The following is a 24,100-nucleotide window of genomic DNA, read 5'->3' on the forward strand; positions in this document are numbered from 1 at the left end:
GCAGTCATGTCTTGCCAGCGCATCGCCCAAATTAAGTGCCGGACCAACAGGCCATCAGCAACGCACTCATTGTTAATGGACTAGCCTGTCAAACAACACAGCCCATGTCCAGAATCGGACATAGGCTGTACCCTTATGGACAATCGACGTAGCCAGTCGTCGTAAGTCAATCGGCTTATTCCGTTCGCAAACTTCGGACCGGATCCATCAGGGCGGCGCGGATACTCTGGTACGACACCGTCAGCAGGGCGATGAGCATAGCCAGCAGCCCCGCCCCGGCAAATACCCACCAGTGCAGGTCGATGCGGTAGGCGAAGCTTTGTAACCACTGGCTCATGGCCCACCAGGCGACAGGCACGGCAATGAGCACGCCGATGAGCACCAGTTTGATAAAGTCCTTGGCCAGCAGTTGAATGATCCCCAGCACACTCGCCCCCAGCACCTTGCGCACACCGATCTCGCGGGTACGTACCTGAGCGGTGTAGGTTGCCAGCCCCAGCAAACCGAGGCACGAAATAAGAATGGCCATCGAAGCAAACACGTTGAAGAGCAGCCCCGACTGTTGCTCGGCGCGGTAGAGGCTGTTGAACGAATCGTCGAGAAAGGTATAGCTGAAGGGGAAGTCGGCGTTGTATCGGGTCCACGACCGTTGCACGGCAGCAATGGCCTGCTCCGCCTGGTTGCCCGTCGTTTTTACGTAGATCGCGCCCATCTCATCCGGCTGGTAGAAGAAAATAGCTGGTTCGATCTTCTGACGCATCGACGCGAAATGAAAGTCTTTTACCACGCCCACGATGGTGCCCCAGCGTTTCCAGAGGCGAAAGCGTTTGCCGATCGGGTTGCGGATGCGGGCGGTTTTCACGGCGGTTTCGTTCAGAATCACGTGCAGCGAATCGGCGGGTGTACCGGTAAAGCTGGTACCCGCCACCAGTTTCATGTTGAAGAACGCGGTAAAGTCCTTGTCGATCGCGACGGGCCGCATGAACATGGTTTCGCCGGGCTGCTTGCCGTCCCACGCGTTATCGCCGGTCTGCCCGTCCAGATTGACGATGTTGGCGCTGGCGCGGGTCACCGCCGTAATGCCGGGTTGCTTGAGCAGATCGGCTTTGACGGCTTCGTAGTGCGCACTCATGTCGCGCATGAAGAACCCAAACACGTGCGTTTTGTCGTAGCCCAGCTCTTTCGAGCGGATGTAGTCCAGTTGATTGCTGATGATAAACGTTCCCGCAATCAGGATGACCGATACGGCAAACTGAACCACCACCAGCGCCTTCCGGAAAACCGCCTCGCTCAGCCGCCCGGCCACCCGCCCCTTTAACGCCTTCAGCGGCTCGAACGACGACAGCAACAGGGCCGGGTAAATGCTCGACGCCAGTAGCGTGCTGGTGATGGTGGCACCGATCAGCAGCCAGATCGACGAGTCGGTGAAGTCAAGCACGAGCGCCTTGCCCGACACCTCGTTGTAGAGTGGCAGCAGCGCGTAGATCAGGCCAATCGCCACGACGGCGGCCAGCGTGAAGAGCAGCGCCGTTTCGACCAGAAATTGCAGAAACAGCTGCCCACGGGCCGCACCCACAATCTTACGCATGCTGATTTCCTTCGACCGCAGCAACGCCCGCGCCGTGGCCAGGTTGACGTAGTTGATGCAGGCGATGGCCAGAATCAGGAGGGCGATGATCGAGAACATCCGCACCGTTTCGATGCCTCCCACCGAGCCGTCGGCCCGGTACAGGTGCATATCGGGCAGGGGTTGCAACAGGTACGTCAGGTCGGTATCGTCGGGCTTGTTGCGGAGGTGGATGGTCCGCAGCTTATTGGCCAGCCGCTCAACCGACGTACCGGGCTGAAGCAGCAGGTACGTCTGGTAGTTGAACGTGCGAAAATCGTTGTCTCGGGTCAGCCCGTCGGCCTGCGTCCGGTACATGGTGTCGAACCACAGGGCCATCGGCAGCACCATATCGGCCTGAATGCTTGAATTGCGGGGAAAATCCCGGATGATGCCGCTGACCCGAAAAGCGTTGGTCTTGTCGACCGTCAGCACTTTCCCGAGGGGACTTTCTGAACCGAAATACCGCCGCGCCGTACTTTCCGTGAGCACGATGGACTGGTTATCGGGAAAGGGGTTGGCCGGATTACCCTGAAGCAGCGGCAGGTCGAACACGGAAAACAGGCTCGGATCGGCAAAGGTCGTGTGTTCCTCATTGATGACCTTGTCGCGGTATTTGAACAGCGTGAAGCTGCTGTTATGCGCTAGCCGAACACCCTCTTTGATCTCGGGTAGCTCGCGTTTACCCATCTCGGCGATAGGTGCCACGGTCGTGGTCCATATTTGGCGGCTATCACCAGTGCCCGCCCAGTTTTCGAGGCGGTAGATGGCGTCGGCTTTCGGGTAGAACCGGTCGAAGCTCAGTTCATCCTGCACCCAGAGCAGAATCAGGATGCCCACGGCCAGCCCGGCGGTAAGGCCCGTCATGTTGATGAGCGAATAGAACCGGTTGCTGACCAGGCTACGCCAGGCGGTTTTCAAATAGTTTCGTAGCATAACGGGACTCAGTAAGGAGGGGGATGTATAGGCGCCGGGGTTGCGTTTAATGACGTAGGGCCTGACGAAGCCCAGCACGTCGCGCCAGTAGCGCCAGCGCGCCCGGCGTTCGCCAATGCGCTCGGCCTGCCAGGTAAACTCTTCGTGCAGGTCGCCTTGCAGCGCTTCGAGGCGGTGCGGAGCCACAAACCATTCGAGCAGGCGGTCGGCCCAGCGGGGCGGTTGGGGGGACGGGCTCATAGGCTGGTGGCGAGTTTAGGCGTGGCGGGTACGTCGTCCCACAGTTGGGCCCGTACGGTTTTGATATCCTGCAAGGTTCGGTAGCCGTAGGCCGTTACGGTAAACAGCAGCTTCCGCCGCCCGCCCCGCTCGGGTGTGGGATCGCCCAGCCGGGAAGCCACCATGCCTTTTTCTTCCAGGCGATGCAGGGCCGCGTGCACCTGACTGAGGCGCGCCGAGCGGTCGGTTTGTTCGTTTAGTTTGTGGGTAAGGCCCACGCCGTAGGCCTCGCCGTCGAACGCCGCCACCAGCAGCAACACAATCTCTTCAAACTCGCCCAGGTACGTTCGCTTCATGGCTGTCAATTACTTCCATGTTTGCTGATCAAATAGGCTGCCAACTTGAACCGATAGCCATTTCTGGCTCAGAATCGCCCTTTCTATACCCAAAAAGCGTACGCCCCTTGTCCAGAATCGGACAAGGGGCGTACGCTTTCAGCGCGAGGCGTGTTGCTAAAACTTGATTTCCTGCGTCAGGTACGTGGCCCGTTCGTCGCCGTTGATCCTTACGGTGGCGGTGAGCGGTTTCTGATTCCAGTTGACGGTGATCAGGCCGTAGTTGAGTTTGGCGACCATCTCGCCGACGCGGTGCCGGTTGGGCTCTTCGTGCGGTTTCGAGACGTGCGTCAGGCCGCTGCTCGTGATGTCGTAAAGGTCGTAGGTCAGGCCAGGTACGTTCACTTTGGCGAGTTCGGCGATGTGGCGATCACCGCTGATGAGCATGGCCCCTTTGGGTTTTGTTTTGCCCAGCAAATCGAACAGGCGCTGGCGGGACGTGGGGAAGTTGGCCCACTTTTCGTACGGATGATCTTCGGCCAGAAACTGAATGCCGCAGCCAATCACGTGCACGTCGGCATCGGAGTTAGTCAGTTGGGTTTCGAGCCAGCGCCATTGTGCGTCGCCCAGCATATCGCCCGTGGGGTCAGGTACGTTGTCTTTACCGTTTTTCTTCAACGGATCTCGGAAATAACGGCCATCAAGCAGAATCACTTTGACGCGCTGCCCTTTTGGTCCGTAGACATGCGCCGAGTACGCGCCTTCCTGGGTACGTAGCGGGCTTTGGCCGGGTACGTCCAGAAAATCGAGCATCAGTTGCTGACTCTCTTTCCGGCGCGGGTATTCCTTACCGCCGTCGTTGACGCCGTAATCATGGTCGTCCCAGACGCCGATGACCGACGCCGACTGCCGCAGTTGCCCGTAGACGGGGTTGGCTTTCTGGCGGGCGTATTTGGTCCGCAGCGTGTCCATACTTTCTGAATCGCCGTAGATGTTGTCGCCGAGCCAGATCCAGACGTCGGGTTTCTGGGCGACGATATCGTCCCAGAGCGGTTGGGGCCGCTTCTGGTCGCTACACGACCCAAACGCGATGACCGAAATGGGTTTCGCCGACGCGACTGGCGATTCGGCAGATGAGGCGGTTGAAACGGCGGGGCGTTGATTGGGTCGGTTGGTGCGGCAGCCGGTTAGGAGCGCAACCCCCAACAGACCAATGAGGAGGCGTTTTTGCATACGTGAAGCGGAACTAAGAGTCGGCAAAAGTAAGGATAGCGATCAGGCCGGGCTGTTATCAGATTGTGAAGGATTTTTGACCTTCTCGTTGAAGCGTGGCTACGCAATGCTAAGGTCTATTCATTCTCCAGATCTCCCCCTTAGGGTAAATAGCACTTTACGCAGAACAAGTTAAGTTTAGGCAATAAGGCGTTGGTAGGCTACTGATGCTGGGCGGCGAATTGGTAACTTGGGGCTAGTCTCTTCTCCCAACATACCAACTCGCATGAGAACCAAACAACTACTGACCGGCTTGTTTCTGAGCACCTCCCTGCTGGCCCTCGGGCAGGACGAAAAACTCGACGCGGCCACCACCGACAAAATCCGGCAGGAAGGCCTGCAACGGTCGCAGGTGATGGAAACCGCTTTCTACCTGACCGATGTCAACGGGCCGCGCATTCAGGGGCCGGGCTACATGAACGCCGCCAACTACGCCAAAGGCAAACTGGCGGGCTGGGGCCTGCAAAACGCCAAGCTGGAAGCCTGGGGCGATTGGGGCAAAGGCTGGAACGTGGAGCGCTGCTATTTCGCCATGACCGCGCCCTATTATAAGTCGATGATTGCCGTGCCCCGCGCCTGGAGCGGCAGCACCAACAAGCTACAGACGGCCGACATCCTGTTCATCACCGACTCCGACACGATGGCGCTGGAAAACTACAAGGGCAAGCTGAAAAACAAGGTCATTCTGCTCGATCAGTCGTACAAAGTGACGCCGTCCTTCAAAGCCGACGCCGACCGCTACACTGACGACGAACTGCAAAAGATGGCGAGTGCCGAAGCGCCACGGGGTGGTGGGCAGCGGATGCCCGGCGACTCGGCTATGCGCCGGATGATGCAGACGATGCGTACCCGAAACGTCTTTAACCAGAAGATGCGCAAAATGGCGAAGGCCGAAGGTGCCGTGGGCATTCTGAACAGCACCCAAAATAGCAAAGATGGTACGCTCTTCGTGAGCGGCGACTACGCCAACGCCGCCCTCGGTGCCACGCCCGACGACCTGGCCGACCTGTCGATTTCGGCAGAAGATTACATGATGCTTTGTCGCCTGATGAAAGCCAACGTACCTGTCAAGCTGGAGGTAGACGTGAAGACCAAGTTCTTTACGGACGACATCAAAGGCTACAATGTGCTGGCCGACATTCCCGGAACGGACCCCAAGCTGAAAGATGAAGTGGTGATGCTCGGCGCCCACCTCGACTCCTGGCACGCCGCCACCGGGGCTACCGACAATGCCGCGGGTAGCGCGGTGATGATGGAAGCCGCCCGCATCCTGAAAGCGATTGGCGTGAAACCCCGCCGCACGATCCGCATTGCTTTGTGGAGCGGCGAAGAGCAGGGGCTGTTCGGCTCGCGCAATTACGTGACCAACCACCTGGTCGATGCCACGACCAACAAGCTGAACAAAGAAGGCGAAAACGTAGCTGCTTACTTCAACGTCGATAATGGCACGGGCAAGATCCGGGGCATCTATTTGCAGGGCAGCGAAGCGGCGGGGCCCGTTTTCGCGCAGTGGTTGAAGCCGTTCAACGATTTGGGCGCCACTACCGTCACGATCCAGAACACGGGCGGCACCGACCACCAGTCATTCGATCGGTACGGTATTCCAGGCTTCCAGTTCATTCAGGACCGGATCGAGTACAACACCCGTACGCACCACACGAATATGGACACCTACGATCACCTGCAAGCCGACGACCTGAAGCAGGCCGCGACCGTCGTAGCCAGCTTCGTGTATAACGCCGCCATGCGCGACCAGAAAATCCCGGCCAAACCAGTCGCCATCACCCAGCAGTCAGGCCGGTAGGCGTTACTTTTCATAATTTGTTTCCATCAAAAAAGCGGTCAGATTAACGTCTGGCCGCTTTTTTCGTGCAAGAAGACTGCTACTACTTTTTGTCATTCCGACGTCAGGAGGAATCTTAAAGCTACCTGAGGCACAAGTCAGGATGCATTAAGATTCCTCCTGACGTCGGAATGACAAAAAGGCGATAGCACTACACCTAGGCGAAACCTACGGATACAGCAAATACTTCTTCCGCATCTTTTTGTAGTTGGAAAGGCCCGGCTCCCAGCTCTGACGGATCGCCTTCTCGCTCACCCCCGCGATGATCTGCTTTTTGAGGTTTTCGGTGCCTGCCAGCTTATCGAAGTTGCCGATCTCTTTGCTCTGGCTCATATCGAAAAAGCGGGCTTTGTCGGGATAGGCTTTGTAGAGTTCCATGAGCCATGTCAGGTTGAGTTGCCGGGTTTTGCGGAAGATATTAGTGTCGTAGTTCCGCAGGTCGAGGCCGTAGCATTCCTGATCCTGGTGCAGCGGGGCCTCTTTCATGCCCTTGATACTGACTGGCTTAAACGAAAACGGATAGATGCCTTTCAAGGCGGGCGCACCCAGCACCGTAAACGGGATATACGTACCCCGGCCCTGGCTGATGATGGTCCCCTCAAACAGGCATACGCTAGGGTACAGCAGAATCGACTGGGGCGTATTCAGGTTGGGTGAGGGGTTCACCGGCAGCACATAGGGCGTATCGTGCGTGTAGTTGGCAACTTTGATGATCTTCAGTTTGCACTGTGCTTTTCCCGGCAGCCAGCCTTCGCCATTGGCCATCTGGGCAAACTCGCCGATGGTCATGCCGTGGGTGATCGGGATTTTGTGCATGCCGATGCCCGAGTGCAGGTGATCGTCCAGCATGGGTCCGTCGACGATAAAGCCGTTCGGGTTGGGCCGGTCCAGAATCATCAGTTCTTTGTTGTGTTCGGCGCAGGCCTCCATCACGTGCGTCAGCGTGTTGATGTAGGTGTAGAAGCGCGCGCCCACGTCCTGAATGTCGTAGATCAGCACGTCGATCTTGTCGAGTTGCTCTTTGGTGGGTTTCTTGTTTTTGCCGTAGAGCGAGATGATGGGGATCCCCGTTTTGGCGTCGACCTCATCGGCCACTTTGGCCCCGTTGCTCGCATTCCCCCGGAAACCATGCTCCGGCCCGAACACCATCACCACGTTGACACCCAGACTTTGCAGGCTGTCGACGCTGCTCTTGCTGCCGATAATCGACGTGGGGTTGACGACCATCCCGACGCGTTTGCCTTTCAGGTAGGGCAGGTACGTGGCCACCTGATCGGCGCCCGTCACGAGCTTCGGCGCGGCAGCGACGGTTACGACAGAGGTGGTAGTCGGTTGGAAAAAGCCTGCTGACCAGGCAGCGCCCACAAGCAGCGGGACAAGCGCGAAAGAGCCGATTTTCATACAGAGTGAGCCAATAGATGCCCGGCAAATTGCTCAGAAAAGCGCAGGTGTGCAACGCCCGAACGTACCTGACTACTCAGCCTTACCGCACAGGCTCAGGCAATCGGTTGACCAGCCAAAGGCAAAAAAACGCGTTGACGATGAGCGTAAACGGAATGACAGACAGGTTTTTGAAGAATAAAATCAGCACCCATTCCGACGCCTGCCCGTCGAGAAGCTGCCGGGTTTTCAACGCAATGTAGAGGCAGGTTTCGTAGGCGATGTGGTCAATAAACGCGTTGATTACGAAGGCTATACCGGCAAAGAGGAGCACGTTGGCAATCAGAGCGGGCCAGTGCCTGCGCAACCGCTGGGCGATCAGCCGCCAGCTTTCGTTGCGGGTTGCTCCATTCGCCAAAAAACGGCGCAACCGATTCACCCCCCTGCTCATGTTGGCGGCCCCCAGCGCATACAGAAATAACGCAATCCGAACGCTTTCCACGCCGATTTCGAGCAGCAGATCCGCCGTGGGACTGATTGGACCCAGCGCCTTTAGCTGAACGGCGCGCCCAATGGCGGCTACCAGCCCCAAACTGAAAACGGGTACAACGTGTCGTTTGGCAAACTGAATACTGGATACCGTCCAGTCGAGGGATTGCAGGAGGTTGGCGGAGCGACTCATAAGCGTATAACGGCTGAATGACCGCTAAACTACGGCTTATTGGCCAGGTACGTTCTGCCGCTCATCAACGCAGGCATCCTACTGTCCAGTAAGCACTTACGCTACCGCATTCGCCAGCGTCAGCGTGTGCATGCCGTCGGCGTAGTGGTAGGTGACGGCTAGCCCGTAGGTCTCACAAATCTGCTTGACGATCGCCAGCCCCAGCCCTACTGACTCGTTGCCGTTGGCTTCTTTCCGAAACCGCCCAAACAGCGCCATCGGGTCGGCGGTGAGGTGGGGGCCGGTGTTGCTCAGTTGCAACTGATGGGCCGAGGAACGCACCTCGATGCGGCCGCCAGGTACGTTGTGCCGGATGGCGTTGCTGACCAGGTTGGTGAGCAGGCTCTCGACCAGCAGGGCCGGTAACGACGCCCGGAACGACGTACCCGGCAACAGCCCCACGCTGATGTTTTTGTGTTGCAACACCTCGTCCATATCGGTCAGTCGCTGAATCAACTCGGCCTGCAGGTCGACCGGCTGCGCATTGGGGAACTGCCCGTTTTCGATTTTCGCCAGCAACAGCAGGCCCTGATTGAGGCGCGACATGCGCCGTGAGGCCTGGTAAATGCCGTCGATCCAGTGCGTTTGGCTGGGCGTCAGTTGCTCCGACTGAATCAGCTGCTCGACTTTGGCGTTGATCAGGGCGAGCGGCGTCTGCAACTCGTGCGACGCGTTTTCGGTAAACTCCTTGAGGCTCAGGTAATCGTGCTGCATTTTGTCGGCCATCTTTTGCAGTACCTGGTTCAGCTCGCTAAACTCGGTGATGTCCGACCGCTCCAGTTGCAACGGCGTACCACTACTCAGGTTAAACCGCTTGATGCGCGACAGCGTGTCGTAGAACGGTCGCCAGAGCCGACCCGACAATTTGCCCTGAAACCAGAAGGTACCGCCCAGCAGCAGGCCCAGAAAAACCGCCATCGTCAGCGAAACGGCCTCGATAAGGCGGTAGGTCTGAATGAGCGATTTCCGGATCGATACCCGGTGCATGACGCCCCCGATGGGGGTGTAGAAGGTGAGTTGCCGAAACGGAATCAGCTCATCGTTGTATCGGTTGCGGATGAGCGTGTCGGTAAAGGTTTCGGAGCGGTTGGCCACGGAGGCCGGCATGATCTCGATCTTATTCTCGATAAAATACGGGCTGGTCGACCAGGTGGGGTGCAGACGGACGTAGGTCTGAAAATCGCGCTGTTCGACCTTTAGTCGGCTTTCGACCTCGTCGTAAATCAGCAGCCGGATGATCTGGTAGAACATCACGGCCGTGAGCAGGTAAATCACCAGCGAGAAAGCGAGGTAAATCCGATTGGTTTGGCTGAGCAGTTTCAAGGTAGGCCAAATTTATAACCGATGCCGTAGATCGATCGTATGTAATCGCCAGCCCCTTTCTCGATCAGTTTGCGGCGCAGGTTTTTGATGTGCGAATACACCATATCGAGCGAATCGGCCGAGTCGATGTTGTCGCCCCAGAGGTGTTCAGCGATGGATACTTTGGTCAGCGCCACGTCGATGTTCGACAGAAAATAAAGCAGCAGATCGTATTCTTTGCGCGAAATCGGCGTATGTCGCCCGTTGACGTACACGGTGCGCGACTGCGGCACGACGGTGATCGCTTCAAACCGGATTTCGGTATGCCCCGCAAACTGCCGCCGCCGCAACAGCGATTTCACCCGCGCATTCAGTTCCGACAGATGGAACGGCTTGGTCAGGTAATCGTCGGAGCCTATTTCCAGCCCTTTCAACTTGTCTTCCAGCGCATTACGCGCCGAAATAATGATAATCCCCGTGGTAGCCGCCAGCCGTTTCAGCGACTGAATCAGCTGGAAACCATCGCCGTCGGGCAGGGTCAGGTCCACAATAATGCAGTCGTACGCATACAGGTAAATGCGTTCGTCGGCTTCCCGAAACGTGGTGGCGGTTTCGCAGACATAGCCTTCTTTGGTCATGTATTCGGTGATGCTTTCCGCCAGCCCCTGTTCGTCTTCAACAACCAGAACTTTCATTCTCTCCTCAGCTACGTATCCAACGAAAGTAGCGGTCAATGTTGGAAAGATTTGGGAAATAAGTAGTCGGCCTCTACTTGGGTTATCAGCTACCTATCGCGTTGTTTTTGTCACCCCGACGGAGGAGGGATGATAAAAAAGGCGTCGTAAGCTATAGCAGTCAACTTATGAACAGTCCTAAGAACTAGCCACTCCTTTTTAGAATCTACCAGGCTGGGCCAGTTCATGAACCGGCCCGGCTCGTCGCTACGGGGTCAACTGCGTATTGGCGAAATGGATCATCGCCTTATTGAGAAAGGCCGCGAAAGCTGGGTTTTCCGGCCCGTTCTGGCTGGTAAACCGCAGGTCGTTCAGGTACAGGTCAGCCAGCCCTTTGTAGGCCTCGGCCATGTTTTTCCCGCGACAAACGGCCTCCCCCCAAAAACCGCGGATGTTGGCGTAGTGCCGGGCGATCTGCTGCTGCACAGCCGCGCTGGTGGGGTCTTGCTGCATCATACTCAGCAACGTCTGGCCGATGGCTTGCTGTTCGGCTTTCAACTGCTCGAACCCCGTTTTGTCTAGCTGGCGCAGGTGCTGTTCGCTCAACTCGACCTCCTGACCGTAGTGGGCAACGGCCTCCTGCCGGTAGGCTTTGGCTTGTTGGCCCGAAAAACCGGCATACAATTCGTCGTCTGTCATCTTGATTGATTCTCCGTTTAGTTTAGAAATGGTTTTATCAATCGTGTTTAACAACGTCGTCAGCCGGTTCTGCCGGTCGTGCAGGCGCTGGCGGTGGGTTTGCAACGCCCGTACCGCATCGAAATCTGGCTGAGCCAGCAACTGCCGAATGCTATCGAGTGAGAAATCCAGTTCCTTGTAGAACAGAATCTGCTGAAGCCGGATCAGGTCCTGCTCGCCATACAGCCGGTACTTGGCCTCGGTCCGAACCGATGGTTTGAGCAATCCCAGCCGGTCGTAGTGATGCAGTGTGCGCACACTAACACCCGCCATTCCAGCCAGTTGCTTCACCGAATACAGTCTCATCCGCGTTGTTCAGTTTGATTGACGGACCAAAGCTAGGCTATGACGTAAGGGGAGAGTCAAGCAAAATTTTCAGTTTTTTTCCGCTAACCTGCCTACCGCGACTGATAATCGTCGACGATACCCTGCATCATCCAGTTGGCCAGGGCCGATCGGTTCGAGGCCAGCAGGAATCGCCGCTGATCAAGCTGGTTCTGAATATTGCCTAATTCGATAAAAACCACGGGTGGACGACTGTTGCGGACTACATACAGTTCATTGCGGGTTGTGACATTCCCCGAGTAGGGTCGGTCGGGGCGATGACGTCGGTAGTTGGCTTTGAAGCGTTTATGAATGTGCCGGGCCAGTCGTTTCCCCGCCTTGTTGCCGCTGTGGTGGTAGAAAAACACGTCGATTTTCTCGCCCTGGCTACGGCTGTCCACGTGGATGGTGATGAACCGCTGATACGCCGCTCTGGTACGGGCATACAGCCGGTTGACGGCCGTCGTGGTCTGGTTCAGCCGGGCCAGTTGGTCGAGCGGAATGCGCTGATGGGGATAAGCTACTTCATCGCGGTCGAGCTTCAGCACGGCATCATCGCGGATACCGTCGTTCGGGTCCTGTACGATCATGTAGACCGTAGCGCCCTGTTCTTTCAGCAATTGGGCCAGCCGAACCGTCACGTCGTAGGCGTATTCGTCTTCGGGCAACAGGTGGCGGCCATACTTCCCCAACGCCCCCGGATCGGGCCCGCCATGCCCCGACGCCAGGTAAAACACCGTACCGCCGAGCGGTCGCCGTGCCACCTTCACGGCGCTCTCTTTTTTGGCCAAACGGGCCTTGGCAGCGGTCTTTTTTACAGTGGCTCGCCTTTCTGTTTTGCTGATCCGACGCTTGGGAACGGGCTTGGGCCTGGCCGCTACCCGCGCAGACCGGTGGGGCAAGCGGCGGTCAGGTACGTTGGCGAACCCGTCGGGGCGGGGCAGTTGCAGCGCCCACAGCAGCAGGAAACCGATGAGAAGACGATTTGGCAAAGCGTTGATTTACTGACGATCCAGCGATTGGTGAGGCGCTTCTGAAAGCCCGACAAAAGTAGGGGCTGGCGGCGCGGGGGCCAAGCCGCTGCCTAATCGGCCAAAGTAGACAACGGGCACTGAGCATTCCCAAATGTTTCCAGAATTGGGTTCGTGCTTTGCGACACGTATTCAGGAGAAAGCTCAAGCCTGAGTACGTTGTTGGATGAAGCACTTACGCGATAGAGTTCCCCGGCGCCGAACCCAAACCGCCTTGTTGCTACTGGGCCTGAGCGGACTGGCTGGTGGCGCCTCGGGGCAGAGCCTAACGCTCAAGCAGGTAATCGAGCAGGGCGTGCGGCAGTACCCGTTGCTGCGCGCCAAACAGGCCGACATCAGCAGCGCCGAACGCCGGCTGCAGGCCAGCCGGACCGAGTTGCTGCCGGTGGTGCTGGTGCAGGATCAGTATACCTACGCCACCAGCAACAGCCTCAACAGCTCCTTCTTTCCGAACGAAGGCACCAGCATTTCCACCTCGGGCGGGGTGCGGCCCACGGCGGTGTCGCAGGCCAGTTTCGGCTCGTACACCAGCGCCACCATCGAATGGCGGGCCATCACCTTCGGGCGGATCAAGGCGGGCGTCGCGACCAGCAAAGCTGAACTGCAACGTACCCAGGCCGACTACGAGAACGAGGTTTTCCAGCATCAGGTACGTACCATCGACGCCTACCTGCTGCTGCTGATCAACCAGAAGCTGGTGCAGATTCAGCGCAGCAACCTCGACCGGGCCGAGACCTTCAAGCGCGTGGTCGACGCGGGGGTACGTTCGGGTATGCGGGCGGGGGTCGATAGCTCACTGGCGACCGCCGAGGCCGTTCGGGCGCGGCTGCTATTGCTGGCTTCCGAGCAAAACGAGCAGGTACAACGCCTGCGCCTCTCGGAGCTGACCGGCGAGCTGACCAAAAACCTGCGCGTCGATAGCATGCGGTTCTACACGAACCTGCCCACTGCGCCGTTGCTGGCCGATTCAGTTTCGCCCAAAAACCCCACGCTCCGCCTCTTTCAGTCGCAGATCAACCTGTCGACGGCCCAGAGCCTGCTCACGCAGCGGTCGGGACTACCCAGTATATCGCTCTTGGGGGCGGGTAATGCGCGGGGCTCAGGTTTCTCCAATCAGGGCGAGTTGTTGCTGGCCAACCCCGTCAACGGCCTTGGCTATCAGGTGGGCAACTACCTGCTGGGCGTGGTGGCCCGCTGGAACCTGACTAACCTGCTCCGTACGCACCACGAGTACAACGCAAATCTGTTTCTGGTGGAGCGGTCGCGGCAGCTCTTCAACGAGCAGCGGCTGCGCATCAACCGGCAGTATCAGGAAGCGGACACGCAATATCAGGTGGCGCTCGAACAAGCGCGGCAGGCGCCCGTTCAACTCCGCGCCGCCCAACAGGCCTACAATCAGGCCCGCACCCGCTACCAGAATGGCCTCACCGATTTGCCGACGCTACTGCAAAGTGTGGTCACGCTCAACCGCGCCGAAGTCGATGGGTATGTGGCTACCAGCAACGTCTGGCGGTATCTACTACTCAAAGCCGCCGCCGAAGGCGATCTGTCTCTCTTCATGAATCAGGTATAGAAAAGGTCATTAGGCTTCGGCGTCATTGGTTGTCATTCATAGTCATTCGTCGTAAAACAATTAATGCCCATTAATGACCATGAATGACAACCAATGACGCCGAAGCCTAATGACGCCGAAGGCAAATGACAGCGCAGCCCAATGACAGCGCAGCTTAATGACATTTTTCCTATGCAACAACTCATTCGTTCTGCCCTGCGTAAGCCCATTTCGGTGGTCGTGGGCGTGGTCGCCATCCTGTTTTTCTCGGTGATGTCGCTGTTCACGATTCCGGTCGACATTTTCCCGAACCTCGATTTGCCGACGATCTACGTGGTACAACCCTACGGCGGCATGGCGCCCGATCAGATGGACGGCTTCATTGCCACGCGCTACCAGGATCACTTCCTCTACGTGTCGGGCATCCGCGACATCGACGTGAAGACTATTCAGGGGCTGTCGCTGATCAAGCTTCAGTTCTACCCCGGTACCGACATGGCGCAGGCTGCGGCCGAAGTCGCTAACAACGTGTCGCGGGCGAAGGCCTACATGCCCGACGGCACCGTGCCGCCGCAGGTAGTGCGTTTCGACGCCAGTTCGGTGCCGGTGGGGCAGCTGGTGTTTGAAAGCCCGACGCGCTCGCTCAACGAGATTCAGGATTTTGCCTCGTCGCGGGTGCGGCCCATGTTCTCCCGCATCCCCGGCGTATCCAGCCCGCCGCCCTTTGGCGGTAACCAGCGGACCATCGTGGTGCGGGTGAATCCGCAGCTGATTCGGAGTTACCAGCTCACGCCGGAAGAAATCATCAAGGCGATCGTGACCAACAACCAGCCGTCGCCAGCCGGGAACATCCGCATCGGCGAGAAAACGCTGATGACACCGGTGAACTCGCTGGTGAAAAAACCCGAAGACTTCCTCAACATCCCCATCCGCGTGGGCAGTGGCCCCACGGTGTTTGTGCGCGACGTGGGTACGGTGGAAGACGCCGCCGACGTGACGGTGAGTTATGCGCTCGTCAACGGGCGGCGGGCGGTGTACATCCCGGTGGTGAAAAAGTCGGACGCCTCTACGCTCGATGTGGTGAACAACATCCGCAAAGCCATGCCCGACCTGCAAAACGCCGTGCCCGAGGACGTGAAAATTTCGTACGAATTCGACCAGTCGGTGTACGTGACCAACGCGCTGAAAAGCTTGGTGACGGAAGGGCTGCTGGGGGCCATCCTGACAGGTCTGATGGTGTTGCTCTTCCTGCGCGACTGGCGGAGCGTGATCATCGTGGTTCTGACCATCCCGATCTCGATTCTGTCGGCGGTGATTCTGCTCAACCTGTTCGGGCAAACCATCAACATCATGACGCTGTCGGGGCTGGCACTGGCCATCGGGATTCTGGTCGATCAGGCCACGGTGAGTATCGAAAACATTCACCAGCACCTGGAGATGGGAAAGCCAAAGGCCATCGCGATCTGGGACGCCTGTAAGGAAATCGTCTTCCCCGAATTTCTGATCCTGCTGGCGATTCTGGCCGTGTTTGCGCCCGCTTTCGTCATGAGCGGCGTCCCGCGGTCGATGTTCTTGCCCTTGTCGCTGTCGGTGGGGTTTGCCATGATCGCGTCGTTTCTGCTATCGCAAACGTTTGTGCCGGTGCTGGCCAACTGGCTGCTGAAAGACCACCCGAAACACGAACCCGCCACCCACACGCTCGACGCCTCCGAACGGCAGACGATGATCCGGGAGGCCGCGCACCCCACACCCAACCCCACGGGTTTCGAAAAATTCAAGCGGCGTTATTCAACCGTGCTCGAAGGCCTTCTGAACCGGCGCGGGCTGGTGGTGGGCGGCTACCTGCTGGGCTCGCTGGCGTTGATCGGGCTGTGTTTCACCGTCATCGGCACCGACATTCTGCCCCACGCCAACAGCCATCAGTTTCAGCTCCGCCTCCGGGTGCCCGACGGCACACGCGTGGAACGCACCGAGTTGGCGACGCTGAGCGTGCTGGACATTATCAAGAAGGAAGTGGGCCCCGACAACGTCGACATTTCGTCGGCCTACGTAGGTACGGTGCCGTCCAGCTACGGCACGTCGAACATCTTCGTCTTCAACAGCGGGCCGCACGAAGCCGTGTTGCAGGTATCGCTGAACGAAGAGCACCCGGTCAAGATGGACGCGCTGAAAGAGCAGCTTCGTCAGCAAATTGCGAAGCAACTGCCCAACGCGCGGATTTCGTTCGAGCCGATTGAGCTGGTCGACAAGATCATGAGTCAGGGGTCGGCCACACCCATAGAAGTCACCGTGGCGGCCAAGAACCTCCAGGAAGCGGGCCGATTTGCCGACAAAATCAAGGCGCAGCTGAACCAGATAACGTACCTGCGCGACGTGCAGGTGGCGCAACCCCTCGCCTACCCGATCCTGAACGTAAACCTGAACCGCGAACGGGCCGGTCAGTTGGGCGTCACCTCCACGCAGATTGCCCGGTCGATGGTGGCGGCCACGTCGTCGAGCCGGTTTACGGATAAAAACCTCTGGCTTGACGAATCGAAAGGGTTGGCGTATCAGGTGCAGGTGCAGATTCCCGAATACCAGATGACCACACCCAACGACATCGGCAACATCCCGTTGCGGTCGGGCGAGATGCACCCGTTGCTGTCGGATGTGGCGACGTTTTCGGAAGGCACCACGGCGGGTGAATACGACCGCTCCGGCCCGAACCGGCTGGTGACGATCACGGCCAATTTGCAGGAAAAAGACCTTGGAACCGCCCAGAAAGACGTGTTGCAGGCGATCAAAGCGGCCGGTGAGCCACCGCGGGGCGTGATGGTCGAACTACGCGGCCAAACGCGCCTGCTGGCCGATACGCTGAGCAGCCTGCAAACGGGGCTGCTGGTAGCCATCGTGATCATCTTCCTGCTGCTGGCGGCCAACTACCAGTCGTTCAAACTGTCGCTGGTGATTCTGTCGGCGATTCCGGCGGTGGTAGCGGGTGCACTGCTGATGCTGCTGGCCTGCGGAGCAACGCTCAACCTGCAATCGTACATGGGCCTGATTATGTCGGTGGGGGTATCGGTAGCCAACGCCATTCTGATGGTGACCAACGCCGAAAACCTGCGCCTCGAAACGGGCGATACGTACCGGGCCGTCGTGATGGCCGCCAACAGCCGGATTCGGCCCATCCTGATGACGAGTATCGCCATGATTGCGGGCATGGTGCCCATGGCATCGGGAATGGGCGAAGGCGGCGATCAGATTGCCCCCCTCGGACAGGCCGTAATCGGCGGGCTGATTGCGTCCACACTCGCTGCCCTGCTGATCCTACCCTGCGTATTCACTCAATTCCAGACCAAAGCCGCGCTTCAGTCGGTGTCGCTCGACCCCGAAGACCCCGAGAGTCAATTCTTCAATCCTGTGGTGCTGGACAAGGCGGGTGTCAACGGGGTACCCGTTCACTAGCCCCTCCCCGACCAGCTATCACTCATCCAGTCTTTCGCTGATTCATTCGTTGACTATGAACTCCTTCCTGAAATTACTTGGCCCAGCCTTCCTGGCAGCGGGATTCGCGGCCTGCTCATCGGCCGTGAGCGAGACGAAGTCGGCCCAAAAAGAACCCGAGGTACAACCGGTAGCGGTATCCACCGTGCAGTCGCTGCAACCCAGCAAACGGGTGACGTTGCCGGGTGAACTGAAGCCCTGGAACCGGGTCAATATGTACGCCAAAGTGAAGGGCTACGTCCGCAGCCTGTCGGTCGATCGGGGCACGGCTGTGCGGAAAGGGCAGGTCCTGGCCCGGCTCGAAGCGCCCGAGGTGCTGGCCGAACTGAGTGGGGCGCAGGCGCAGCTACAGGCGCAGGAGGCCACGCTGGTGGAGCAAACGACCCGCGCGCGCGCCAGCCGACTGGTGTATCAGCGCCTGGTGCAAACGGCCAAAACGGAAGGTGCCGTGTCGGCTAACGAACTCGATCAGGCGCAGGCCCGCATGCAGGCCGACAGCGCGATGGTGGCCGTGGCGCGGGGCACGGTGCAGGCTGCCCGGTCCAATTTCCAGGCCAAGGGCGAGCTTCGGCAGTACCTCACCATCACGGCCCCGTTTGATGGTGTCGTGATCGAGCGGAACATCAGCCCCGGCGCGCTCGTGGGGGCGGGCGATAGCGGCAAGCCCCTGTTTGTGCTGGAAGACAGCCGGACACTCCGCCTCACGGTGGCTATTCCCGAAACGTTTGCCAACCAGTTGCCCGCCCGCAGTGCCGTGTCGTTCACCGTCAACGCCATTCCCGAGCGACGCTTTACGGCCCAACTGGCCCGAACCGGCGAAAGCCTGATCGAAACCAATCGGTCAATGATGGCCGAGTTCGACGTTAACAACGCGGGCCATGCGCTCAAGGCGGGCATGTATGCCGAAGTGACGCTGCCCGTCGAACGGTCCGCCAAAACCTTGTTTGTTCCGACCACGGCGGTCGTCAGTTCGAGCGAAAAGCAATTCGTGATCCGGGTGAGCGACGGGCGGGCGCAGTGGGTGACGGTGCAGAAAGGAAACGTCGTGGATAGCCTGGTCGAAGTGTTTGGCGACCTCAAACCAGGCGTGGCCATTGTACGGACGGCGTCGGAAGAAATCCGGGATGGGCAGGCCGTTTCGGCGCGGAAATGAGCGGGGCCGCGTGGTTAATCAGGTTAGTGAAACGCCTGCTCCATCGGTGCCAGTGGGTGGGGCTTGGTCTGTTGATAGCAAGCCCCGGTATGGCGCAAATCGACAATGGCAACCTGCCCACTGACCTTATCCGCGTGGGTATTCTGATCGAACCGCACCAACCCGAAACGCCTTATCAAGCCCACGCCCGGCTGATTCAGGAGGAGTTGATCATCGTCGGCAAAGCGCTGAACCAACTGTCGACGATCGACCCGGCGACGTATTCGAGGCTTCAGGAATCGCTGCTAACGTACCTGCGTCAGCTCAAAGCAACCAATCCTGACTACGGCGAACCAGCGGTGTACGAGTCGGCCATGCTGGTTTTGCAACGCCTTCAGGAACAGACCAACCGCAGCCTGGTGAACTGGCGACGGCAAGATAACGTACCTAGCCCCGAGCCGGTGGCCTGGACAGGAACTGGGTACGTCGTGCAGGCACATGCGCCCCTGTTCCGGCGACCCAATTTCCAGTCACGACGGCTTCGGCTCTTGGACGCGGGCGACTGGGTGAACGTTCTCCGGACCGAAGCGGGCTATTGTTACGTGCAAACACCAGCGGGCAATGGCTATTTACCACAACGCATGCTACGCCCCACAGCGCCTGTTTCCCTGAGCACGGCCCCCTAATGCGTGCGGGCAACGTACCTATTCCGACCGCAGGCTCTTCACCGGGTTCATCAACGCCGCGCGGATGCTCTGGAACGACACCGTCAGCAGGACGATGACGAGGGCAATCAGCAGGGTCAGCGCAAACACGCCTACCCCGATGGTGATGCGGTACTGGTAATCCTGAAGCCAGCGTTCCATCGCGTACCAGCCGATGGGTGCCCCAATAAGGAAGGCCAGCCCCATGAGCTGCACAAACTCTTTGGTCAAGAGTTGAATGACGCTGCCCACTGTGGCGCCCAGCACCTTACGAACCCCAATCTCTTTGGTCCGCTGCTGAGCGGTGAACGCAGCCAGACCAAATAGCCCCAGGCAGGCGATGAAGACCGTTAGCCCCGAAAACAGACCCGTCAGCGAGCCAACGCGCTGCTCGTCGGCAAACTTGGCTTTGTACGCTTCGTCGGCAAAGGCATACTCGAAGGGGTAACCGGGGTTGTGTTTCTTGACAATTGCGTCAACCAGCGCCAGGTTGGTAGCCGTTGGGTTAGCCGGATTCAACCGGATGCTCGACCAGTCGAGCGAGAGCGGACCACCGGGCCCCGCCACAATCACCGGCTTAACGGGCTCGTAGGGCGACGCGAAAATGAAATCCTTTACCACGCCCACCACATGCCAGTCGCGGCTCATAAACCGTATGCTGGCCCCGATCGGATTACCCAGGCGCATGGTTTTGACCGCCGTCTCATTGAGCAGCACCGCCGTTGAATCCGTTGGGTACGTTCGAATGTCGATCTCGCGCCCGCTGTGCAACGTGGCACCCGTCGTTTTCAGAAAATCGGCGTCGGCTCCGAAACGGTCAAACTCAATGTCTTTGTCGGCTTTGGTACTGCCCGGCCAGGCCAACCCCCATTGGCGGGTGTTGATCTCGGTCATGGGGCCCATCGATTTGGTCACCGACACGGCGGCACCGCTACGGATCAGGTCTTGTTGGAAAGTACCGTAGTGGCGTTGCAGGTCACCCGACAGGTACGTGAACAACAGATTCGACGGGTTGTAACCGCTGTCCCGGCGCTGAGCGTGGCGAATCTGCTGCTGGATGACCAACGTAGCCATGATCAGCACGATGGCAAACGTAAACTGCGTCACGACCAGCCCTTTTCGGGGCGAAAAAACACCTTTGGCTGGGCGGTACGTGCCCTTCATCACCTGAATCGGCTGAAAGCCAGCGAGGAAAAAGGCGGGGTAACTACCGGCCAGTAATCCTGTAAACAACATAAAGCCGATGGCCACGAGCCAGAATCCGGCCGAATCGATGTGGAGCGAAAGGGATTTCCCGGTAAGGGTGTTGAACGCCGGAAGGCATATCCCCAGCAACAGCAGCGCCAGCAGGCCCGCCAGGAACGCCAGCACTACCGACTCGCCGATAAACTGAATCACCAGCGACGTCTTCTTCGCACCGGCTACCTTTCGAATACCCACTTCCTTGGCGCGTTTCTCGCTACGGGCGGTGCTCAGGTTGATGAAGTTGACGGCGGCAATCAGCAGAATAAACAGGGCCACCAGCCCGAATAGCCGCACGGCCACCAGCTTTCCGGCAATCAGTTGACCCTTTTCCTGCCTAGCATACAAATGCCATTTATCCGCCGGGTGCAAAAAGAGCTGCCGGTGCGATGCGTCGTCGAGCACGCTCTTGAGCTGCGCCGCCGTAACGTCCCGAATCTTCGCCCCAACAGCCGCCGGATCGGCCTTGCTTTTTAGCGTAACGAAGGTGTAATCGTTATTGGACACCCACTCGTCGGATCCCCAGCCCAACGACACGAAATAGTCGTAAGGCAGCAGGTAGGCGAGCCCGCTAAACCGGGAGTTGTCCGGCAGACCGTCCAGTACGCCCGTCACCGAAAAGCTGTCTTTATGGTCGATCTGAACGAGCTTACCCACGGCATCGGCGGTACCGAACAGCTTTTGCGCCAGCGCCTGCGTAAGCACGATGCCACTCCTGCCAGCCAGCGCTTTTGCCGGATTGCCCGCGCGAAACGAAACGTCGAACAGGTTCAGAAACGAGGGATCGACAAAGGCCCCGTCCACGTTGAGCGACTTGTCACCGGCGGCCAGCAGCAGGGTTATGGGTCGGTACCGGGCGGCCTCCTCAATGTCGGGGTAGTTTTGTTTGAGCGTGGGGGCCAGCGGTCGCGGCGTGGTTTCCCAGGCCTGCGCTTCGCCGTTAATAACATCCCGGTTGTAGACCTGATACAGCCGTTCCGTTTTCTGGTAAAAGCGGTCGTAGGTCAATTCGCTTTGTATCCACAACACGATGAGCGCCGACGCCGCCATGCCCACGGCCAGCCCGGCCATGTTCAAAAAGGCATAGCCTTTCGCCCGCAGCAGCGTCCGTATCGTGATGGCTAAATAATTCCGCAGCATGTGTGTCAGATTAGGCGTTACTTACTCGGTTCGCAGGCTTTTCACCGGGTTCAACAGGGCGGCCTTGACGCTCTGAAAGCTCACCGTCAGCAGCGCGATCGCCACCGCCAACGTACCTGCACCCGCAAACATCCACCAGTCGAGTTGAATCTTGTAGACGAAGTCGGTCAGCCAGGTGTCCATAGCCCACCACGCGAGCGGCGAGGCAATCACGATGGCAATTACCACCAGTTTTAGAAAGTCTTTCGAGAGCAGCACCACCACACTCGCTACACTGGCACCCAATACTTTACGGATACCAATTTCTTTGGTGCGGCTTTCGGCCGTAAACGTCGCCAGCCCAAACAGGCCCAGACATGACACGAATACCGACAGGATCGAAAAGTACAGGATGATGCGCCCCGTGCGCTGCTCGGCCCGGTATTGGGCGTCCAGTTCCTGATCGACGAAACCGTAGCTGATGGGACTGTTCCGCTCGTATTGACTGTAGCGCTTCGACACATCGGCGATGGTTTTCGGCATCGAGGCCCCCGCTTTCGTTTTTACGAGCAGCGTGAAATAAGGGTTGTCGGGGCGGAAGCGGAACAGAAAGGGTTCGATGGCCACGCGCAGGGGCCGGAAGTGAAAATCCTTCAGCACGCCCACCACGATGCCCGTCGGCCCCCAGAATTTGATGCGTTTGCCAATGGCCGTGGCCGGTGTCCAGCCCATGCGCCGGGCCGCCGTTTCGTTGATCATGAAGGCACCCAGCGTGGCCGACGTATCGGATGGTATGCGCCACGAGAAATTGCGGCCGGTGGCCAGTTGCATCCCCGTCGTTTTCAGAAAATCAGCGTCGACGTTCATCTGCGTCATCAAAAATTTGTCGTCGGCGCGCTGCCCTTCCCACTCGACATCCGACGAGTTGGTAATGTCGACCAGGTTGCTGGTGGTGGCAGCGGCGCTCGCGACGCCGGGCACCTGTTCAATTTCTCGTTTGAAGGTCAGCGCCTTCGTCCGCAGATTGCCTTTCATGCGCACATACAGCAACTGCGACTTATCGAAGCCAAGCTTTTTGGTTTGCATAAACGCCAGTTGCCGGTAAATGACCACGCTGCCGATCACCAGCCCCACGGCCAGTGCAAACTGCCCCACCACCAGCGACTGCCGAAACGCCTGCCCCGATTTCACCGACAAACCCAGCGAGAGCGACGTGCTTTTCAGCACCCGCGCCGGTCGGAACGACGACAGGAAAAACGCCGGGTAGAGACCCGTCAGCAGGCTCACCAAGCCCGTCAGGCCAGCCAGCATCAGCCAGAACCGGGGTTCGTCAGCCGGGATACTCAACTGTTTGCCCGACAGGTCATTGAACAGCGGTAACAGGCTCTGCAACAGCAGCAACGCCGTCCCCACGGCCAGGCTCGTCATCAGCAGGGCCTCGCCCAGAAACTGCGCAATCAGGCTGATGCGCGTTGCCCCAACGGCCTTGCGGACACCCACCTCCCGCGCCCGCTGCGCCGCTCGTGCCGTGGCCAGGTTGATGAAGTTGACGACCGCAATCAGGAGCACGATAAGGCCCACGGCCAGGAAAATCCGTACGTAGAGGATGTCGCTCCGCTTGCCCCAGTCGGTCTGGAAATCAAACTTCGACTTGAGGTAGATGTCGCCCAGCGGTTGCAGAAACAGGGTTGTTGTGCTGTCGCCATTGTAGCGGTTAAGTTGGTGGCTCAGTTTATCGGTAAACGCGGCGAGGTTAGTCGACGTACCCACGCGGTCCGTATTGAGCAGGAGATAGGTGTGGTAGCTGTTGCTGCTCCATTTCTGACTCCATTCATCGTTTTTTTCCTCCCACGCGAGGGGCAGCAACACGTCGAACTGAAGGTGCGACCGAACCGGCGGATCTTTCACCACGCCCGACAGCGTAAAAGCCTGCTCGCCGTTGAAGGAAATGGGTTTGCCAATAATGCCCATCCGCGCCCAATTAGCGCCAAACAGCCGCGCCGCCATGCTTTCGCTGATCACCAGATCGTTGGGGCTCCGCAGCACTTGCTGCCGGTTGCCGGCTACCAGCGGGAAATCGAACAGGCTAAAAAGCGTAGGGTCGACAATCAGCGCATGCTCGGCTTCAGCCACCTGCCGCCCCTGACTGAGCACGCCTCCCCACTGTTTAATCCGCAGCGTTTGAGCCACTTCGGGGAAATCACGGCGGAGCGCGGTGGCAAGTGGTCCCGGCGTCACGACCACGTCATGCCAACCGTCGGCCTGTTTCTGGTGCTCGGCGAGGCGGTAGATGCGGTCGAAGTTGGTGTGGAAACGGTCGTAGCTCCATTCATCGACCACATAAAGCCCGATGGCGGTGCAGCAGGCCAGCCCCAGCGCCAGCCCCACGATGTTCATGCCCGAATAGACCTTGTTTTTCCACAGGTTCCGGACGGCGATTTTGAGGTAATTCCGTAGCATAGTCGTTGGGGGGAAATAGCGGGGAAA

16 protein-coding genes are annotated in these 24,100 nt (G+C 58.6%); 5 read left to right on the forward strand and 11 right to left on the reverse strand.

Annotated elements, in window-relative coordinates; genetic code table 11:
• Window positions 1-175: 175 nt before the first annotated feature.
• The 3 genes from FAES_RS00960 to FAES_RS00970 all read right to left on the reverse strand — a co-directional run bounded on the left by FAES_RS00960 (window position 176) and on the right by FAES_RS00970 (window position 4,329).
• The gene (locus FAES_RS00960; protein WP_015329306.1) at window positions 176-2,782 is read right to left on the reverse strand and encodes an ABC transporter permease; all 2,607 of its coding nucleotides are present in this window, start codon (window positions 2,780-2,782) and stop codon (window positions 176-178) included.
• Window positions 2,779-3,117, reverse strand: a complete 339-nt coding sequence (locus FAES_RS00965; RefSeq protein ID WP_015329307.1) for a PadR family transcriptional regulator — start codon at window positions 3,115-3,117, stop codon at window positions 2,779-2,781. Before FAES_RS00965 ends, FAES_RS00960 begins: the two co-directional genes overlap by 4 nt.
• A 156-nt stretch (window positions 3,118-3,273) precedes the next feature.
• Entirely contained in the window at window positions 3,274-4,329 is a 1,056-nt protein-coding gene (locus tag FAES_RS00970) for an alkaline phosphatase D family protein (protein WP_015329308.1), read from the reverse strand.
• A gap of 265 nt (window positions 4,330-4,594) precedes the next feature.
• Between FAES_RS00970 and FAES_RS00975 the strand changes: the two genes are divergently transcribed.
• Window positions 4,595-6,172, forward strand: a complete 1,578-nt coding sequence (locus tag FAES_RS00975) for a M28 family metallopeptidase (RefSeq protein WP_015329309.1) — start codon at window positions 4,595-4,597, stop codon at window positions 6,170-6,172.
• Window positions 6,173-6,379: 207 nt separating this feature from the next.
• Here the strand turns inward: FAES_RS00975 and FAES_RS00980 are convergent, their stop codons facing one another.
• The 6 genes from FAES_RS00980 to FAES_RS01005 all read right to left on the reverse strand — a co-directional run bounded on the left by FAES_RS00980 (window position 6,380) and on the right by FAES_RS01005 (window position 12,342).
• Window positions 6,380-7,612, reverse strand: a complete 1,233-nt coding sequence (locus tag FAES_RS00980; RefSeq protein ID WP_015329310.1) for an exo-beta-N-acetylmuramidase NamZ family protein — start codon at window positions 7,610-7,612, stop codon at window positions 6,380-6,382.
• An 82-nt stretch (window positions 7,613-7,694) separates the two neighbouring features.
• Entirely contained in the window at window positions 7,695-8,273 is a 579-nt protein-coding gene (locus FAES_RS00985) for a hypothetical protein (protein ID WP_015329311.1), read from the reverse strand.
• 96 nt (window positions 8,274-8,369) lie between these two features.
• Entirely contained in the window at window positions 8,370-9,635 is a 1,266-nt protein-coding gene (locus FAES_RS00990; protein WP_015329312.1) for a sensor histidine kinase, read from the reverse strand.
• Window positions 9,632-10,309: a response regulator transcription factor gene (locus FAES_RS00995; RefSeq protein WP_015329313.1), complete on the reverse strand. Its 678-nt coding sequence runs from the start codon at window positions 10,307-10,309 to the stop codon at window positions 9,632-9,634. The genes FAES_RS00990 and FAES_RS00995 overlap by 4 nt, the downstream gene beginning before the upstream one ends.
• Window positions 10,310-10,555: 246 nt before the next feature.
• Window positions 10,556-11,332: a MerR family transcriptional regulator gene (locus tag FAES_RS01000; protein ID WP_015329314.1), complete on the reverse strand. Its 777-nt coding sequence runs from the start codon at window positions 11,330-11,332 to the stop codon at window positions 10,556-10,558.
• Between the two features lie 92 nt (window positions 11,333-11,424).
• Window positions 11,425-12,342 (reverse strand): N-acetylmuramoyl-L-alanine amidase family protein, encoded by a 918-nt coding sequence (locus FAES_RS01005; RefSeq protein ID WP_015329315.1) that lies wholly within the window; start codon window positions 12,340-12,342, stop codon window positions 11,425-11,427.
• A gap of 205 nt (window positions 12,343-12,547) precedes the next feature.
• Here FAES_RS01005 and FAES_RS01010 point away from each other — a divergent pair, with 205 nt between their 5' ends.
• From FAES_RS01010 to FAES_RS01025, 4 genes are all read left to right on the forward strand, one after another.
• On the forward strand, window positions 12,548-13,954 hold the full coding sequence (locus FAES_RS01010) for a TolC family protein (protein ID WP_015329316.1): 1,407 nt from the start codon (window positions 12,548-12,550) through the stop codon (window positions 13,952-13,954).
• Between the two features lie 171 nt (window positions 13,955-14,125).
• Window positions 14,126-17,377 carry an efflux RND transporter permease subunit gene (locus FAES_RS01015; protein WP_051054354.1) on the forward strand — a complete coding sequence of 1,084 codons (3,252 nt, stop codon included), beginning with the start codon at window positions 14,126-14,128 and terminating at the stop codon, window positions 17,375-17,377.
• Between the two features lie 55 nt (window positions 17,378-17,432).
• Complete coding sequence (locus FAES_RS01020) at window positions 17,433-18,569, forward strand: efflux RND transporter periplasmic adaptor subunit (RefSeq protein WP_015329318.1); 1,137 nt, start codon at window positions 17,433-17,435, stop codon at window positions 18,567-18,569.
• A gap of 89 nt (window positions 18,570-18,658) precedes the next feature.
• Window positions 18,659-19,234, forward strand: a complete 576-nt coding sequence (locus tag FAES_RS01025; protein WP_041257329.1) for an SH3 domain-containing protein — start codon at window positions 18,659-18,661, stop codon at window positions 19,232-19,234.
• Window positions 19,235-19,252: 18 nt separating this feature from the next.
• On the opposite strand, the gene FAES_RS01030 is transcribed toward FAES_RS01025, so the two are convergent.
• Entirely contained in the window at window positions 19,253-21,634 is a 2,382-nt protein-coding gene (locus FAES_RS01030) for an ABC transporter permease (protein ID WP_015329320.1), read from the reverse strand.
• A 21-nt stretch (window positions 21,635-21,655) separates the two neighbouring features.
• On the reverse strand, window positions 21,656-24,073 hold the full coding sequence (locus FAES_RS01035) for an ABC transporter permease (protein WP_041257330.1): 2,418 nt from the start codon (window positions 24,071-24,073) through the stop codon (window positions 21,656-21,658).
• Window positions 24,074-24,100 lie beyond the last annotated feature (27 nt).

It is taken from the genome of Fibrella aestuarina BUZ 2 (assembly GCF_000331105.1).
GTDB lineage: Bacteria > Bacteroidota > Bacteroidia > Cytophagales > Spirosomataceae > Fibrella > Fibrella aestuarina.